This window comes from Carboxylicivirga agarovorans, from assembly GCF_050589845.1.
GTDB lineage: Bacteria > Bacteroidota > Bacteroidia > Bacteroidales > Marinilabiliaceae > Carboxylicivirga > Carboxylicivirga agarovorans.
In genome coordinates this window covers 17,343-34,250 of the sequence record NZ_JBNGPA010000048.1, presented here as the reverse complement: position 1 = coordinate 34,250, position 16,908 = coordinate 17,343, and the positions used below count along the sequence as shown (strand labels likewise).

Here is a 16,908-nt window from a genome sequence, read left to right as displayed (position 1 = left end):
TTAAAACCACCTCCCCTCTCCTTCGTCGAGGTACTCCTCCTTGCCAGGAGGAGAGCTGATTTACAGCTTGCAAAACACTATATATGTGAATGTTTGAATCTTTTCGAACACTCGTGCGCTTTGCCCCAAGTTCTGATGTATCAGGCTTTGACTGCGTCGATTTTCAATTCAGCCTGACATACAGCTCTAATATTATTAAATGTTTCATCAACGGAGAAACTGAAATTTCAGTTAATCACCCCAAACCTAAAATAATAAAAACAGAAGGCAGTTTAGAGGCTTGACAGATGTGAAGTTCTTTCTCTATCGTTTGTGTAAAATTTATGCCTGGACCCAGAATTTGGTTGTGATCGCCAGCTTCCCTGTTGATTTCTAAAAACCATATATGGCACAACACAAAAAAAGCCACCTCTTAATGAGATGGCTTTTTCAGCTCCCCAGGTAGGACTTGAACCTACGACCTACGGATTAACAGTCCGCCGCTCTAACCAACTGAGCTACTAGGGAAAATATTTTCAAATTATAAAGCTTTCGTTGAAGCTTTTTAAAGCTCCCCAGGTAGGACTTGAACCTACGACCTACGGATTAACAGTCCGCCGCTCTAACCAACTGAGCTACTAGGGAATTTGTACATTAAGCTAACATTCTCTCCTTCGTTTAGGAGGCGTTTTTTTCAAATGCGTTGCAAAACTATAAGGAATCTTCAAAATATCCAATATCTTTGACAAATATTTTTAGAATAAATTTACATCAAAATACTAAACAATTAAGAATGAGTAGTGTATTAGGATTAGGAAATGCCCTTGTTGATATATTAGCAATCCTGGAAAACGACCAATTACTGGAAAAACTGGATTTACCGAAGGGCAGTATGCAGTTAGTTGATGAAACAGCTGCCCAAAAAGTGCAGGAAGCAACTTCTCATATTAAAAAGGATTTGGCAAGTGGTGGTTCAGCTGCCAATACCATTCATGGCCTGGCAAGTCTTGGTGTTAAAACCGGCTTCATTGGTAAAATTGGTAAAGATGACCTGGGTGAAGTTTTCAAAAAGGACATGACTGAGCACAACATCACGCCTCACCTGCTTGAATCTGATACGAAGAGCGGCCATGCCAATGCATTGATCAGTCCCGACTCAGAGCGAACATTTGCCACCTACCTTGGCGCTGCAGTTGAGTTATCACAGGATGATATTGTTGATGAGTTATTTGCCGACTACAAATATTTCCATGTTGAAGGTTATTTAGTGCAAAACAAAAGCCTCATAGAAAAAGCCTATAAAATGGCCAAAGCAAATGGCCTGATCACAAGTATTGATTTGGCCAGCTTTAATGTGGTTGAGGATAACCTTGAGTTCCTGAGAGACCTGGTGCATAATTACGTTGACATTGTTTTTGCCAACGAAGAAGAAGCCAAGGCTTACACGGGCAAAGAAGGTGAAGAAGCACTGCACCAGCTTGCTGAAGGAACTGAAGTTGCTATTCTTAAGCTGGGCAAGGAAGGTTCAATGATCAAGCGTGCCGATGAAGTGGTGAAAGTTGGTATTATTCCGGCTACAAGTATAGATACAACTGGTGCCGGCGACTTATACGCTGCTGGCTTCCTGTTTGGCCTGATCCAGGATCTGTCATTGGAGAAATGTGGAAAAATCGGTTCTATCTTATCTGGAAACGTTATTGAGGTAGTTGGACCGAAAATGAACGAAAGCAAGTGGGGTAACATTCAAAAGCTTATAAAAGAAGAATTAAATTAATTCGAAAGCTAAAAAAGTGTTATTAGTCATTGTTCTTTAATATTAATGCCTGTACTTTTGAAGTTAAAATCGATTAATCACACTGTAAAATTATAGTCATGTACGGTAAATTTCAGGATTTTCTTGCTCAGGAAATTGAGGCTATTAAAGAATCTGGTCTTTATAAGAAAGAGCGCATCATTACAACGCCTCAGGGCGCTGAAATCAATGTTCAGGGTGGAGAGCCTGTACTAAACTTTTGTGCCAACAATTACCTGGGTCTTTCATCGCACCCACGTGTGGTAAAAGCAGCGCAAAAAGCATTGGATACGCACGGTTATGGTATGTCTTCTGTTCGCTTTATTTGCGGAACACAAGATATCCACAAGCAGCTTGAAGAAAAGATCGCTTCATTCTTCGGAATGGAAGATACAATCCTTTATGCAGCATGTTTTGATGCAAACGGTGGTGTTTTTGAGCCATTATTCACAGCTGAAGATGCCATTATATCTGACGAGTTAAACCATGCCTCAATTATCGACGGTGTGCGTTTGTGTAAAGCAGCTCGTTATCGTTACAAGCATGCCGACATGGCTGATTTGGAAGAGCAGTTAAAAGCGTCACAGGAGCAGCGCTTCCGCATCATCGTAACTGACGGTGTATTCTCAATGGACGGCGACATTGCTAAGTTGAATGAAATTTGTGACTTAGCCGATAAGTACAATGCCCTTGTCATGGTTGACGATAGCCACTCATCTGGTTTCATTGGTAAAACAGGTCGTGGTACTCATGAATATCACAACTGCATGGACCGCGTTGATATCATTACCGGAACTCTTGGTAAAGCTTTGGGTGGTGCTTTAGGTGGTTATACTACGGGTAAAAAAGAAATTATCGATATGTTGCGTCAGCGCTCACGTCCGTATTTATTCTCTAACTCATTAGCACCTTCAATTATTGGTGCCGCTTTAGAGATCTTTGATATGCTGACTGAGTCAACTGAATTACGTGATAAAGTTATTTCTAACGCTGAATATTTCAAGACTAAGATTGTTGAAGCAGGTTTCGATATTAAACCAACAGAGTCGGCAATTGTAGCTTTAATGTTATACGATGCAAAATTATCACAGGAGTTTGCAGCACGCCTGTTGGATGAAGGCATTTACGTTATTGGATTCTATTATCCGGTTGTACCAAAAGGACAGGCACGTATCCGTATCCAGCTTTCTGCGGCTCACGAGCAACACCACCTTGATAAAGCAATCGCTGCATTTATCAAAATCGGTAAAGAGCTAAAAGTAATTGACTAATTAGCAAATAGAATAAGGATGTAAATACAAAACTGTTTTACATCTTGTCGTAATAAAGAAAGAGCAGTTCGGACGAGCTGCTCTTTTTTATTAGTATTACGTGCTACTATCCACAAATGATTAGGATATGATCACAAATGCCCTTCATACTGCCCCATGGCTAAATAAAAGCTGTTAGTGCATAAAACCACCTATCGAATATCCTTCCCAAACGGTACTAAAGCAATATGCGCCAGTTTAAAATGCTGACGGGCGAATGGAATACCGATTATGGTGATCGCCAGTAAGATTCCAAAAACAAGGTGTGAGATACAGATCCAGATACCACCGATAAAGATCCAAATAACATTCATTAAGGTATTCAAACAACCACTGGCCTGTGGTCGGTCAACCACCTTGCTGCCAAAGGGCCATAAGGCAAGAACACCAAGCTTCATGGTTTGCAGACCAAAGGGAATACCAATGATCGTAAGCATTAATAACAGGCTGGATATAAAATATTCGATAGCAGTGATCAAACCTCCGAAGAGCAGCCAGATAATATTTCCAATAAACGACATAAAGTAATAGATTTGAGACCGGAGTTCTAAAAAGAAAGTCCGAGGTTATGGTTTTAATCTTAAATGAGACACATCAAATCTAACAAACATTTTCTATTTTCACACCTGACAACAAAAGCATTTTTGTTGGCAGTCAATCTTATTGGTATGAATATAAATGCAGACGAATGACAGAGAACTAAAGGCTTTTGCCAATAAAAACTTCCTGGCGATCAGTCATCTGCCATAGAGATGTTTATAATAAAAGTTGAAATGAGATTCTTAACCTTACTATTACTGTTATGCACCCTGCCATGTGCATCTGATGCTCAAGAGTATTTTATTGGCGGCAAGCTGGGCTATTCCTTTCCTACCAATATTGGTCCAGGTGGTGAAAAATATGGATTTAAAGATCTTTCGGATAATGGATTGCTGGCCGGAGTGACCGGTAAATGGTTTTACAATGATGCTTTATCTCTGGGTGCCGACCTAAGCTATCAGTACCAGGATGGCAGTAATGTTTGGGACGTGGCTAACCAGGGTGGAATTGATGTTTCATACCAGACTTTACGTCTTTTGTTGAATGGAAGCTATTATTTCAGTACGGATGAATTTCGACCCTATGCCGGTATTTCATTCGGAGCCTATTACCTGATCAATACGATGGATTTTAATTCTGATAATATTTCAAATCCGTCAACTGCCTACACTACCAAAGAGTGGAAACCCGGCATTGCTCCGCAATTTGGTTTTCTTGTGGAATTATCTGATAAGATATTGCTTGATTGCCATCTACAGATGGACCTTATTCAACATATGGAACCAACAGTCATCTTTATTCCAGACTATGGCAATGCCACACAAAACTCTCATAAAAGCCAGAATCAGATAAGCCTGAATATTGGCTTACTTTTTGGTTTGTAAAAAGAAAGTATCAAAATAAGCCGTGCAACTCGGCATTTACCTTATCGATAATCATGCTCAGGTCGGCCTTGTTTTTTATAAAATCGATCTTATTCGCGTCAATTATAAGCAATTTACCCTTGGTGTATTTGTCGATCCAGGCTTCGTATCGTTCGTTAAGACGTTTTAGATATTCCAGGCGGATATTATTCTCATAATTGCGCCCGCGCATCTGAATCTGATCAACTAATGTTGGAATAGAAGCACGCAGATAAATCAACAGATCGGGCGGCTGAACCATATTACTCATGACTTCAAACAAGGACTCGTAATTCTCATAATCGCGTCGACTCATAAGTCCCATATCAAACAGGTTGGGAGCAAAAATATATGCATCCTCGTAGATGGTCCGATCCTGAATAACAGTATTACCTGATTTCCTGATTTCCTGAACAGACGAGAATCGGCTTTTTAGAAAATATATCTGCAGGTTAAATGACCAGCGTGGCATATCTTCATAAAAGTCTGCCAGATAAGGATTATCTTCCACGTCTTCAAAATGCGCTTCCCAACCAAAATGATGCGCTAATAACTCTGTTAAAGATGTTTTTCCTGAACCAATATTTCCTGCTACGGCGATATGCATAATGTGTTGTTTCTAGTGATTCAACTTCAGTAATTCATCGATATACTCCCGGTTATTTGCCAGACGTGGTATTTTATTTTGTCCTCCCAGCTTATTTTTGCTTTTCAGCCAATCCATAAACAGCTGAGGACGGGCCACAACCACATCCGGTCCGTCAAGGGTAATATTCTTATAACGTTTTGCTTCGTAATCACTGTTTACTTCCTGAAGAGTTTTGTCCAATGCTTCAGTAAAATTGTTAATAGAGCCGGGCATAACATCAAACTCAATCAGCCATTGATGTGCCCCTTTAGTTTCTTCATCCATAAAAACAGGAGCCGCAGTGTATTCCTTGATCACCGCATTGGTACTGGAGCATGCTTTCTCCAGGGCTTTTTCAGCATTTTCAATCATCAGCTCCTCCCCAAAGGCGTTGATGTAATGTTTTGTTCGTCCGGTGATAACAATCTTATGAGGTCGTAAAGATGTAAACCTGACGGTATCACCTATCATATAGCGCCACAAACCACTGTTGGTAGAAATCACCATGGCATAGTCCACGCCCATCTCAACATCCTCAATCGTCTTGGCATTGGGGTGTGGATGTGTTATTTCATTTAAAGGAATAAATTCATAAAAGATACCGTAATCCAGCATCAGCAACATACCCGGATCATTAAGATCATCCTGGATACCAAAGAACCCTTCAGAAGCGTTGTATGTTTCCTGGTAATTCATTTTATCGGTAGGTATCAGTTCTTTATACTGCTTACGATAGGGCGTAAAATTGATCCCTCCATGCATAAACAGTTCCAGGTTGGGCCATATCTCCAGCAAATTGTTCTTCCCTGTTTGCTTCAGAATGTGCTTTATTAACACCAAAAACCAACTTGGCACTCCTGCCAGCGAAGTCACATTATCTTTAATGGTTGTTTCTGTAATCTTTTCCAGCTTAGCCTCCCACTCATCCATTAATGCAATGGATTGTTCAGGTGTACGGGCAAAGTGAGTCCAGAATGGTAAATTCTCAATCAATATGGCCGACAGATCACCATAGTAACTGTCGTTACTGAAATTATTTATCTGATGACTTCCTCCAAGGGTTAAGCATTTACCGCTAAACATATCCGAATCAGGATTATTTTGAAGGTATAAAGCCAATACGTCCTTGCCACCTCTGAAATGACAATCTTCCAAAGTGCCTTTGGTAACAGGTATAAATTTACTTTTCGTTGATGTGGTTCCTGAACTTTTGGCAAACCATTTAATATCGCCCGGCCAAATCAGATTACTTTCTCCCCTTCTTAATCGTTCAACATAAGGACGCACACCTTCATAGTCACGCACAGGAACACGCTCGGCAAAGGTCTTGTAGTTGCTGATACTCTTAAAATCGTACTCCTCTCCAAAAGTTGTATGTTTTGCTGTGTCAATGAGCTTATGCAGCTCTTCCTTTTGTACATCTTCCGGATTCTGTTTGAAATGATCAATCTGAGAAAGACGTCGGGTATTGACCAGTGAAATTATCGAACTTATTATGGGCATATATTAATTCTCGGTTAGCGTTAATCTCTGTTGGCTCCTATTAAAAAGCCTTACTACAATATTACATCGAACTGAATAGCTGACGATTCAGCCTCACAGGGATTAAAGATAATTAAAATTGATTGGTAAAAAACAGACATCGGGCAGTGATTGGGAGCAATAATCGTAACACACTTAATATCAATCATCAAACAGAAATAATCTTGACTGAGTCATCTATTAAGGTCTGTTGCGCCAGAGTTTATTAGAAGATTATCGTTTCAATTTATCAGGGTCATGCCTGCTATCAAATAAGGTTAATAATTATTTGTCTTCATCGAGGTTAATGCGTCTCTCAATATTTTTTCCATCCTCATGTGGTAAGGTGCATCATCTTATATGTCTGATATTCTGCCTCTATAGATTTCATCTATCTATTACATCTATACTATCTATTTGATTGATATCAATTCATGATATAGTTTTGCTGATGTAAAATTTAAACAAAGAAATTATAAACAATTAAAAATTATAACTATGTCACAGATTGGAAAACAAGTAGTAGATTTTGAAGTACAAGCATACGTCAACGATGAATTTAAAACAGTAAAAAAGGACGATGTTTTAGGTAAATGGTCAGTATTCTTCTTCTACCCTGCCGACTTTACATTTGTTTGCCCTACTGAATTGGAAGATTTAGCCAACTCATACGATGAGTTTAAAGCCAGCGGTGCTGAAATCTACTCAGTTTCAACAGATACACATTTTGTGCACAAAGCATGGCATGACACATCTGATACCATCAAAAAAATCAAATACCCAATGTTAGCTGATCCAACCGGAGTTTTATCTCGTGGGTTTGAAGTAATGATTGAGGAAGTTGGTTTAGCCGAACGCGGTACCTTCATTGTAAATCCTGAAGGAGAGATTGTATCCTATGAAGTAGTGGCCGGTAACGTTGGACGTAATGCCGATGAGCTGCTACGCAAACTGAAAGCATTGCAATTTGTAGCCAAAAATCCTGCTGAGGTCTGCCCGGCCAAATGGAAAGAAGGCAACGAAACGCTTAAGCCAAATATTGACCTTGTAGGTAAAATATAATTAGCAATGAGCTAAGTGCGGTGAGAAGTGAGACTGATGGATATGATGTATATAAAGTACGATTGAACTCACCTCTCTCCTCTCACCGCTCTCTTCACATCTCTCACTTCAAATTTAGTCCTTCCTCAACATTCCTTTGACACTTAACTAAAAACACACAGACATGCTGGAACAAGCTATTAAAGATCAGGTTACGCAAGTTTTTTCAAATTTGAAAAGCCAGTTTACTTTTCAGGTAACCGCTGCCGAGAACCATCCTAATAAAAACGAACTGACGGAACTGTTAAATGATGTCGCGGCATGTTCTGATAAAGTTGACACACAAATTAACAGTGGTGAAGGTTTATCATTCACCATCTTAAGAAACAATGAGTCAAGCGGGGTTATTTTCAGAGCCGTACCAACGGGCCATGAGTTTACAACTCTTCTACTGGCAGTTCTTAACCTTGATGGCATTGGTAAAAACCTGCCCGATGAGATGCTCAGCCAACGCATAAAGAACATCAGCACCAAGGTACAACTGAAAAGCTATATATCGCTCAGCTGCACCAACTGCCCTGATGTGGTTCAGGCCTTAAATATTATGGCATTTCTAAACCCTGCTATTACTCATGAAATAATCGATGGCGGCATTAATAAATCAGAAGTTGAGGCTTTGGATATACAAGCCGTACCATCGGTATATGCCAATGGAGAGCAGTTGCATGTCGGCCGTTCGTCTTTAGGTGAATTACTGGCTAAAATTGAAGACCGTACAGGGGCAGCGTTCAAACCAGCAGAAAGCATTAAAAAGGAATACGATGTAGTTGTTGTTGGCGGTGGTCCGGCCGGTGTATCAGCTGCTGTTTATTCAGCCCGTAAAGGATTTTCAACAGCTATCGTTGCCGAAACGATAGGCGGCCAGGTGACTGAAACTGTCTCCATTGAAAATATGATTTCTGTGCCTCAAACAACCGGTGCCGAATTATCAGCCAACCTGATGAAACATCTTAACGATTACCCGATCGACATCCTGGAAAATCGCCTGGTTGAGAAAACAGAATTAATTGACGGTAAAAAACACATTACAACTTCATTGGGCGAAACCTTTATAACACCAGCTCTTATAATCGCAACCGGTGCCAGCTGGCGCAAATTGGGTGTTCCTGGTGAAAGTGAATACATCGGGTCGGGTGTTGCCTTTTGTACTCACTGTGACGGTCCGTTTTACAAAGATAAGAAAGTAGTGGTTGTAGGTGGAGGTAATTCCGGACTTGAAGCGGCCATTGACCTGTCGTCAATTGCTGCAGAGGTTACTGTTCTGGAATTTCTCGATACACTCAAAGGCGATCAGGTATTACAGGATAAACTGGCTCAACTGTCCAATGTCAAAATAATTACCAACGCACAAACACTGAGTGTTAACGGCGATGGAAATAAAGTTAAGGGCTTGGATTTTAAACATCGGGAGACAGAAACCGTGGAAACCATTCAAACGGATGGTGTATTTGTACAAATTGGCCTGCAGGCCAATAGTAAAGTATTTACTGATGTGGTTGAGACCAACCGCATGGGTGAAATAGAAATTGATGCTCATTGCCGGACCAATGTACCTGGTGTATATGCAGCAGGTGATGTATCTGTAGTACCCTATAAACAAATCGTTATTGCCATGGGCGAAGGTTCAAAGGCTGCCTTATCGGCTTTTGAAGATAGCATAAAAGGAAAGTTGATACAGAATTAGAAGACTAATGTTATCACTTTTCGAATTAGCCTGAAGGCACAAAGACCACAACGTTTTTCTCATAGTGACCTTTGTGCCTTCGGGGTTTAATAGAATATCCTTTCGTAATCGTGCCATATTCAATACTTTTGTGATATATCAAAACACAGACTATGAATTCAGAAGTATTGAACACGCAATTTGGCATTGAAAACAGCATCTCATTTCAGCCATTTGAACATACAGTGATCGCCGAATTAAAAACCGACTGCTCAACGGCAAAAGTGTCCTTGTATGGCGCTCATGTCTTAAGCTTTATTCCTGACGGACAGGAGGACATTCTATTTGTAAGCCCGCACGCTGTCTTTCAGGATGGAAAAGCAATCAGAGGAGGAGTACCGGTTTGCTGGCCCTGGTTCAATGCGCATCCGGTTGATAAGTCCTTGCCATCTCATGGTTTTGCCAGGACTTCAAGCTGGCAGGTTGTACATACGTCTGCTAACGATCAAGAAACATGTATTGAATTGGCTTTATATTCCAACGAACAAACACTGAAATTGTGGCCTTACGAGTTTGAAGCCCGTTTAATGATAAAATTAGATCATCAGTTAAAGATTGAACTGACTACTTTTAATAAAGACATTAAAGCATTTGACGTGAGCGGTGCCTTGCATTCTTATTTTAATGTGTCGGATATTCTGAATGTTCAATTACAAGGACTTCATGGAGCTGACTATTTCGATAGTGTTATAAACGCCAGTGCTGTTGAAAACAATGAACTTTTAAGTTTTGAGCAATATACCAACCGCATGTACAGCAGCACCCAAAAGTGTGTTATTCATGATAAAAACAGAACAATTGAAGTTGATAAAAGCGGAAGCGGCATGACGGTCGTGTGGAATCCGGGCGAAGAGCTGGCTAACAAAATGCCTGATTTGCTGGAAGGATACAAAAACATGCTTTGCGTTGAGGCAGCCAACTGTTTGGAAGATACCATTACCATTCAGGCTGGCCAGAAACATACCTTGTCAACAACTTTCGGTTAATAAGAATTATAAATCCTGACAAAGCTCTTTGTTTTTCTCTGAACAAAGGGCTTTCTTGTTTTTCTGAATCCAATACAACAACTTATGAAGAAACTATTAGTTAGCCTGATGGCTTTCACCATTGCCATGCAGGTTAGTGAAGCCTGCACCACAGCTGTCATATCAGGAAAATACACCGCCAATGGTCGCCCTCTTATATGGAAACTCCGCGACACCGAATCCTTTGAAAATAAAATGCGGTACTTCAATGATGGGAAGTACGATTACATAGGCATGATCAATTCCAATGATGCAGAAGGAGAACAGGTATGGGGAGGATCCAATTCTGCGGGATTTGCCATTATGAACAGTGCTTCCTTCAATGTCAATCTGGATGACACTACTTCATTCAAAGATCAGGAAGGCCGTTTTATGAAGGAGGCGCTGATGAAATGTGCTACACTGGCCGACTTTGAAAAGTTGATTGAAGAACGTCCTGCCCCTAAAGGTTTGGCCGCCCATTTTGGCGTTTTGGATGCAAAAGGCGGTGTGGCTTTTTATGAAGTTAACAATCGCACATATACTAAGTTTGACGCCAACGATCCGGCCCAGGCGCCTAATGGCTATATTATACGTACCAATTATTCTTTTACAGGCAAAAAAGATGTGGGATACGGCTTTATCCGCTACCAAATTGCCCAGGATATTTTTTATCAGGCAGATGCCATGGGTCAGCTTAACACTCAGACCATCATTCAGGATTTCTCACGTTGTTTAAAACATTCGGTTTTGAACAAGGACTTTCGCAAAGAATACAGCTCAGTACCCAAAGCAAGTAACTTTATTAACTCGGGCGATATGATTACACGCCACGGGTCATCATCAACCATATTAATTGAAGGAGTGTCAAAAAATGAAGCTCCTGAACTGGCAACAATATGGACAATGATTGGCTTTCCCAATACCAGCCTTGCATTGCCCGTATGGGTTAAAGGTGGAAAAAACCTACCCGAGGTATTAGTAGCCGATGGAGATAAGAACTGTGAACTTAATCAGCTGTCCATGAATTTAAAAGACCGCTGCTACCCCATTAAGCGTTCAGCAGGTTACAAGTACCTTAATGTATCTGAGCTGATAAACAGTGAAGGAACAGGCATCATTCAACAATTGGAATTAGTTGAGAACGATATCTTTTCAAAGACAAATGAAAAGCTGGACAACTGGCACCGGAACGGCTGTGACAAGAAACAAATTGAAGACTATTATCAATGGCTTGATAAGGTAACAAGAGCCACCTATAAAAATCTATAATTTAAAAAGGAAACTTAACTATCTATTGCAAAAGAAGGTGCATACAAATCAAGGTATATAAAGCGTTACTATTTGTAAGCATTGGTGTAAATCTACTCTTCCCTTTGCTCTCGAAAGCAAGGGGAAGTACCGCAGCTCAGGTGTGGGGATGGGGATTTTAATGTGTCCTGCTAATGATTCCTACGTTCAAAAACAAACTAACTCTGTTGTCGTGCACACTCATTAGGGGTAACTTAATTCAAAAAAGGCCTATATATTCTCGTCTTCTTCAATATTTCGTTCTGATAAACGCTTATCGATCGGTATTAAAAAATAATTAATGATGAGCACTGCAATGGTTCCTGCCAGCGTTTCCATAAAATATCCTGCTGCAGCCATGCAACCAATGGCTGAACTGCACCATACGGTAGCTGCAGTTGTTAAGCCCCTGACGTTAATGCCTTCTTTAAAAATAATCCCTGCTCCCAGAAAACCAATTCCTGTTACTACCTGTGCTATAATGCGTGTTACATCTCCTTCGCTCTGAGTTATTTTAATTGATAGCATCACATACAATGCTGAGCCCACTACGACTAAGGTATTGGTGCGCAACCCGGCTGACTTATGATGCCAGCCTCGTTCAAAACCAATCAGGAGACCGGCCACAAGGGCACAGACCAACCGTAAAATAAAATCTATATAACTCATTTTATATACGAATTAATATAGTTGAGCAATGAAAACGGATCAGAACTTTCCACATCGTGCCCCAGTTCCCAGATCATTATTCCGCCAAGTTTCTTTTTATTAATTAGGTCCATCTTACGCTTTAAATTAGCAGGTGATGAAAAGTAATAACCTTCATACTCGCCTTTATCGCTGATCGACTCCCACAATCCCGGCACCTGGTGATAGGCCATGGTTTTTTGTCGGCTCAAGCGATGACGACCATAAAAAGGAACACCTACCAGTAATTTTTCAGGAGGAATTCCATGCTTGATAAAACGTTTAACAGAGCGTTTAACCAAATCATATGAGGCATGGCCTTTTGAAGGACTGACATTATCGTAGGTCATTAGATTAACGCCTGCCAGGTAAGGCTCCATTTCAGCAACCAGGCGAGCCTGCTTGTCCCAGAAGCCGACTGCAATCGTTATCTCTATACCCTCGGGATCTAATAAACGATGAAGATCCTTAACCAGTATCACATAATCAGATAACTCCTTTTTATTTTTTGGAAACTCCCAATCCAGATCAATACTTGCCAGATTATAGTCCTTACAAAGCTGCAGAACATTGCTACAAAACAATGCACGCTTATCCTCAGAGGCTGTAACAGGAGCAAAAAAATCAGATCGCCCCCACCCGCCGAAACATACGCTTAGTTCAACCGGCTCCAGACTGCGTAAGGAGTCCAGATAGTTCAGGTCATTCTTTGAATCATCAACCGACAACACCCCTTCATCGTTAACATCAAGCCCGAAATAAATGGCCTGCGTAATTCGACTAAAGTTCTCAGTGGTCATGGCCGAAACACTTCTGGCGGGGATATATCCGACAACTTTGTTTTGTGCATTGATTGATACAGAGATAAACAAGACAATGAATAGTCCTATGTATAAAGATTTCATCTGCTATAGTTTTGTGTATAGTTAAAGTTACAACAATCAATCTAATACTATTGATTTGAAAGCTATCTTCATTCAATTATTGACAATAGTTGTTATGAAAAGAATATCATTTTAAAGATAATTCTATTTCATTAGTGTTTATCTTTTGCTTATGATAATCAGTAAAACTATCCCTATTACCAAACAATTTTACTACTTCTTGCCTTTTTAACTTTGTAGCTCTATCACTAATACATGTAAGATAACTACTCCATCCATATTCCAATGGATGATTGCAAAAACCATGACGAACCGGCATTTGATGGATATATGCAATTACCTGTTTGAAATAAGCTGCATAATTTATTGCCTTCCTCCTAAAAGGACGTTCAAATAAAGCACCATGACGCTCATGATACTTGTTAAAAGCCTTAGTATAAGCATTAAAAAGGTTGGAGAAGTATTGATATAAGGGTTTATCTATACTTTTACTACCTCTTGTCTTTATAAGGATATGAAAATGATTTGGTAATAAAACCCATGCATAATTATCGGCGATTAAAGCAGTATACTTCTCATAGAGGTTAAGAAAATATTAATTGTTTCTTTGTTCCCATTTCAAGTGTTTGCATAGCTAACTCAAGGTCGTTCTCTCCTATTAATATTTGCGCACCAGAGCCCATAATATTATTGTATTTGGGCATCAGGTTCGAAAAATTATCATTGGCAATAAAACATTCTATTCCTTCGTTTTCAAGGCGACCTTTTATAATATTAGCTTCAACTGCGCTATCGCAGGTCATTAATCGTGTGGTTTTTATCTAAGCTATTCCTCCTTCTTGTTGGTATCAATATTTCCCAGCTGCTCATATTTCTTTTGGCGGGTTTTCCAACGCTCACGGGCATATTCCTGCATATCAGTTATAACATCGGTTTCATCAACGATTTCCATACCCAACAGTGTTTCAATAATATCTTCCATGGTAACAATGCCATCCATTCCGCCATATTCATCAACCACCAGGGCGATGTGTTCATTTTGATCCAGCAGTTTTTCCCATAACTCAAATAGCACAATTGAATAAGGAGCTATAGTAATTTTTCGTTTCAGGTCCTTAAGCTTAAGCTCATGTCTGTCTTCGGCAAGTTTTTCAAAAACAGTCTGACGAAACACATAACCCGTTATATTTTCATCATCACCCGAGTAAACAGGTATGCGCGAAAAACGCAGGTAATCCTTATTATTAAGGAAATCCTGCAAGGGCATATCTTCATCGGCCACAGCCACAACAACACGTGGTGTCATTATTCCCTTTGCCGTTACTTTTTTAAGTTTAAGCATGTTTTGAATAATACGATGCTCACTATTGGAAAAAACACCCTCATCGGCACCTATATCAGTTAAGGCGGCTATCTCTTCCCGACTGGTTGTTTGTTCCTTTTTATTACTAGACAGCAAACGGGTTATCAAGGCAGACATCATCACCAGTGGGTATGTCAAAAAAACCATACCACGTATGGTAAGGGCTGAAAAACGTACCAGATTTCGCCAGTATTTGGCACCGATGGTTTTTGGGATGATTTCTGTTATAATTAATATCAAGATCGTTAGCACGGCTGATACGATACCAAACGAAGCTTCTCCAAATACTTTTATTGCCTGGGCTCCTACACCTGCCGCACCAATTGTATGTGCCACTGTGTTTAATGAAAGAATGGCTGACAATGGTTTATCAATATTGACCTTCAGGTTGATGAAATTCTTTGCCCAAACCTTTCCTTCCTCCTGTTTTACCATTAAATAAGATTGCGGTGTAGACAATAGAACTGCCTCCATAATAGAGCATAAAAAAGAAACGAACAATGCAAGAAATAAATAAAATAACAGTAGGCCCATTTGTTGAAATTTTGTTTAAACAACGGCTAAAAACAGCCAGCTCTCAAATTTATTTTATTTTCCAAAACAAATGCATGACTTATTCTAAAATAGCTGCTTTTTTATTTAAGCATGGCACATACCTGATTAACTTGTTAATTTAAACGCTTTTACTATTTTTACAGCCGTCTAAACCAAAATCACACTAAATCGCCATTATGGAGGCTTAGTTTAAGTCTGAAAAGAAATGAATTCTATAACTAATGAAGTAACACAGGTTACGTGCGCCATTATTATAAAAGGGGGAAAAATACTGGCCGCATTAAGAAGTCGTCAAATGAGTGAAAGCTGGAAATGGGAATTTCCGGGTGGTAAAATTGATGAGGGAGAAACGGCTGAACAATGTATTCAACGTGAAATAAAGGAGGAGCTGGCAGTCACTGTAAGCATTAAAGAACGATTGGCTTCTGTTATCCATATTTACCCTGACAAAACCATTGAGTTAATTCCATTTATTTGCGAAATAGCAGAGGGTTCAGTATGTGCTGTTGAGCATGAAAAGGTAAGCTGGTTCTTACCAGAAGAACTTCGGGAACTTAACTGGGCGGGGGCAGATAAGCGGATTATTCAGGAAGTGATCAGCAAATTCCAGGTAAAGGCCTAGATGTTTAAATCCACCTAAGACCTCATGACTTGATCCTTTGAAAACGTCATTCATTACCTTACTTAAGGTAATCTTTTTTAATAACTGGCACAACAGGTTTACAGCCAGTTCAGGCAGGTGTTTTTGGCGAATTATAGCTTGTTAAGAAAAAAGACTGCTTATCGTCAACTAAGCCATCAACTCTTCGTTGATATTCAGTTGGCGTTAGTCCATATAGTTTCTTAAATGATTTAGAAAAGTATTTAGGGTCATTTAAGCCTATACTATATGCTACCTGAGATACATTAAGATGCCCGGTCTTTAATAACTCTGCTCCCTTCTTTAATCTGAAAAGTCTGATATAGGCACTGGTTGTTAGCCCGGTAAGAGATTTTAAGCGGGTATACAAATTAGAACGACTTATACATAAATCATTTACTAACATTGAAACGTTATAATCAGCATCAGAATAATGTTTAGACACCGAATCCTGAACCCTTAAGATAAACAATTGATCTAAACTATAATTGTTTAGCTCCTCCTGAAACGGTGGCTCATTCTGATAATGAAATCTCACAAGCCTTCTGTTTTGCAAAAGATTTTCGATCTGAAGTTTTATAATAGTTAAAGACTCATTTTTTCCAAGGTAGGCATCTGCTCCCACCTCAAGACATTTGTGTTTATAATCGAACAGTTGTTTACTTTCCAATAAAACGACAGGTACATGGTTCGTTTGCAGGTTATTTTTTAAACTCCTGCATAATTCAACGCTTTTTAAACACGGAAACTCAGCATTGATCAAAATAATATCAGGTACATTGGCAATTGCCTTTTCAAGAGCCAGGTCATAGGTATTAACATTAATAAGATCATACTCCGATTCCAACATCAACTGAATCGATTCCCTTTGCCTGTTATTGTTTTTTACGAATAACACTGAGAGAGCCCTGTTTTGTCCTTCCAAAGCACTGTTCATTTCTCCTTGGTTATTTATAATTAGTGTATTAAAACTTAAAAAAAGCCGCCGG

At 39.7% G+C, this 16,908-nt stretch carries 16 protein-coding genes and 2 tRNA genes; 8 read left to right on the top strand and 10 right to left on the bottom strand.

Annotation, left to right across the window (positions count from 1 at the left end; all coding sequences use genetic code 11):
- Window positions 1-433 precede the first annotated feature (433 nt).
- A tRNA-Asn gene (locus ACRD69_RS23715) sits at window positions 434-507 on the bottom strand.
- A 43-nt stretch (window positions 508-550) separates the two neighbouring features.
- Window positions 551-624, bottom strand: a tRNA-Asn gene (locus ACRD69_RS23710).
- 148 nt (window positions 625-772) lie between these two features.
- Here ACRD69_RS23710 and ACRD69_RS23705 point away from each other — a divergent pair.
- Window positions 773-1,753 carry an adenosine kinase gene (locus ACRD69_RS23705; protein ID WP_430817636.1) on the top strand — a complete coding sequence of 327 codons (981 nt, stop codon included), beginning with the start codon at window positions 773-775 and terminating at the stop codon, window positions 1,751-1,753.
- 98 nt (window positions 1,754-1,851) lie between these two features.
- A complete protein-coding gene (gene kbl, locus ACRD69_RS23700; RefSeq protein ID WP_430817635.1) occupies window positions 1,852-3,042 on the top strand; it encodes a glycine C-acetyltransferase in 1,191 nt (396 codons plus the stop codon).
- A gap of 191 nt (window positions 3,043-3,233) precedes the next feature.
- Here the strand turns inward: kbl and ACRD69_RS23695 are convergent, their stop codons facing one another.
- A complete protein-coding gene (locus ACRD69_RS23695) occupies window positions 3,234-3,602 on the bottom strand; it encodes a YccF domain-containing protein (RefSeq protein ID WP_430817634.1) in 369 nt (122 codons plus the stop codon).
- Between the two features lie 252 nt (window positions 3,603-3,854).
- On the opposite strand from ACRD69_RS23695, the gene ACRD69_RS23690 reads away from it, so the two are divergent.
- On the top strand, window positions 3,855-4,505 hold the full coding sequence (locus ACRD69_RS23690; protein ID WP_430817633.1) for a hypothetical protein: 651 nt from the start codon (window positions 3,855-3,857) through the stop codon (window positions 4,503-4,505).
- 10 nt (window positions 4,506-4,515) lie between these two features.
- Here the strand turns inward: ACRD69_RS23690 and ACRD69_RS23685 are convergent, their stop codons facing one another.
- Together ACRD69_RS23685 and ACRD69_RS23680 are read right to left on the bottom strand one after the other, a co-directional pair.
- On the bottom strand, window positions 4,516-5,130 hold the full coding sequence (locus ACRD69_RS23685) for a deoxynucleoside kinase (RefSeq protein ID WP_430817632.1): 615 nt from the start codon (window positions 5,128-5,130) through the stop codon (window positions 4,516-4,518).
- A gap of 12 nt (window positions 5,131-5,142) precedes the next feature.
- Window positions 5,143-6,654 (bottom strand): GH3 auxin-responsive promoter family protein, encoded by a 1,512-nt coding sequence (locus tag ACRD69_RS23680; protein WP_430817631.1) that lies wholly within the window; start codon window positions 6,652-6,654, stop codon window positions 5,143-5,145.
- Between the two features lie 516 nt (window positions 6,655-7,170).
- On the opposite strand from ACRD69_RS23680, the gene ahpC reads away from it, so the two are divergent.
- The 4 genes from ahpC to ACRD69_RS23660 all read left to right on the top strand — a co-directional run bounded on the left by ahpC (window position 7,171) and on the right by ACRD69_RS23660 (window position 11,772).
- Complete coding sequence (gene ahpC / locus ACRD69_RS23675) at window positions 7,171-7,734, top strand: alkyl hydroperoxide reductase subunit C (protein ID WP_430817630.1); 564 nt, start codon at window positions 7,171-7,173, stop codon at window positions 7,732-7,734.
- A 163-nt stretch (window positions 7,735-7,897) separates the two neighbouring features.
- Complete coding sequence (gene ahpF, locus ACRD69_RS23670; protein ID WP_430817629.1) at window positions 7,898-9,457, top strand: alkyl hydroperoxide reductase subunit F; 1,560 nt, start codon at window positions 7,898-7,900, stop codon at window positions 9,455-9,457.
- Window positions 9,458-9,609: 152 nt separating this feature from the next.
- Entirely contained in the window at window positions 9,610-10,482 is an 873-nt protein-coding gene (locus tag ACRD69_RS23665; protein ID WP_430817628.1) for a D-hexose-6-phosphate mutarotase, read from the top strand.
- Window positions 10,483-10,566: 84 nt separating this feature from the next.
- Window positions 10,567-11,772: a hypothetical protein gene (locus ACRD69_RS23660; protein ID WP_430817627.1), complete on the top strand. Its 1,206-nt coding sequence runs from the start codon at window positions 10,567-10,569 to the stop codon at window positions 11,770-11,772.
- A 249-nt stretch (window positions 11,773-12,021) separates the two neighbouring features.
- Here the strand turns inward: ACRD69_RS23660 and ACRD69_RS23655 are convergent, their stop codons facing one another.
- The 4 genes from ACRD69_RS23655 to ACRD69_RS23640 form a co-directional block, all read right to left on the bottom strand.
- Window positions 12,022-12,459 (bottom strand): MgtC/SapB family protein, encoded by a 438-nt coding sequence (locus ACRD69_RS23655; protein ID WP_430817626.1) that lies wholly within the window; start codon window positions 12,457-12,459, stop codon window positions 12,022-12,024.
- Window positions 12,456-13,382, bottom strand: a complete 927-nt coding sequence (locus ACRD69_RS23650) for a glycosyl hydrolase family 18 protein (RefSeq protein ID WP_430817625.1) — start codon at window positions 13,380-13,382, stop codon at window positions 12,456-12,458. The genes ACRD69_RS23655 and ACRD69_RS23650 overlap by 4 nt, the downstream gene beginning before the upstream one ends.
- A gap of 563 nt (window positions 13,383-13,945) precedes the next feature.
- Window positions 13,946-14,164 (bottom strand): putative signal transducing protein, encoded by a 219-nt coding sequence (locus ACRD69_RS23645; RefSeq protein WP_430817624.1) that lies wholly within the window; start codon window positions 14,162-14,164, stop codon window positions 13,946-13,948.
- A gap of 23 nt (window positions 14,165-14,187) precedes the next feature.
- Window positions 14,188-15,258 (bottom strand): CNNM domain-containing protein, encoded by a 1,071-nt coding sequence (locus ACRD69_RS23640; RefSeq protein WP_430817623.1) that lies wholly within the window; start codon window positions 15,256-15,258, stop codon window positions 14,188-14,190.
- Window positions 15,259-15,484: 226 nt separating this feature from the next.
- Here ACRD69_RS23640 and ACRD69_RS23635 point away from each other — a divergent pair, with 226 nt between their 5' ends.
- On the top strand, window positions 15,485-15,901 hold the full coding sequence (locus ACRD69_RS23635; RefSeq protein ID WP_430817622.1) for a (deoxy)nucleoside triphosphate pyrophosphohydrolase: 417 nt from the start codon (window positions 15,485-15,487) through the stop codon (window positions 15,899-15,901).
- A gap of 109 nt (window positions 15,902-16,010) precedes the next feature.
- On the opposite strand, the gene ACRD69_RS23630 is transcribed toward ACRD69_RS23635, so the two are convergent.
- Window positions 16,011-16,856: a helix-turn-helix domain-containing protein gene (locus ACRD69_RS23630; RefSeq protein ID WP_430817621.1), complete on the bottom strand. Its 846-nt coding sequence runs from the start codon at window positions 16,854-16,856 to the stop codon at window positions 16,011-16,013.
- Window positions 16,857-16,908: the final 52 nt, after the last annotated feature.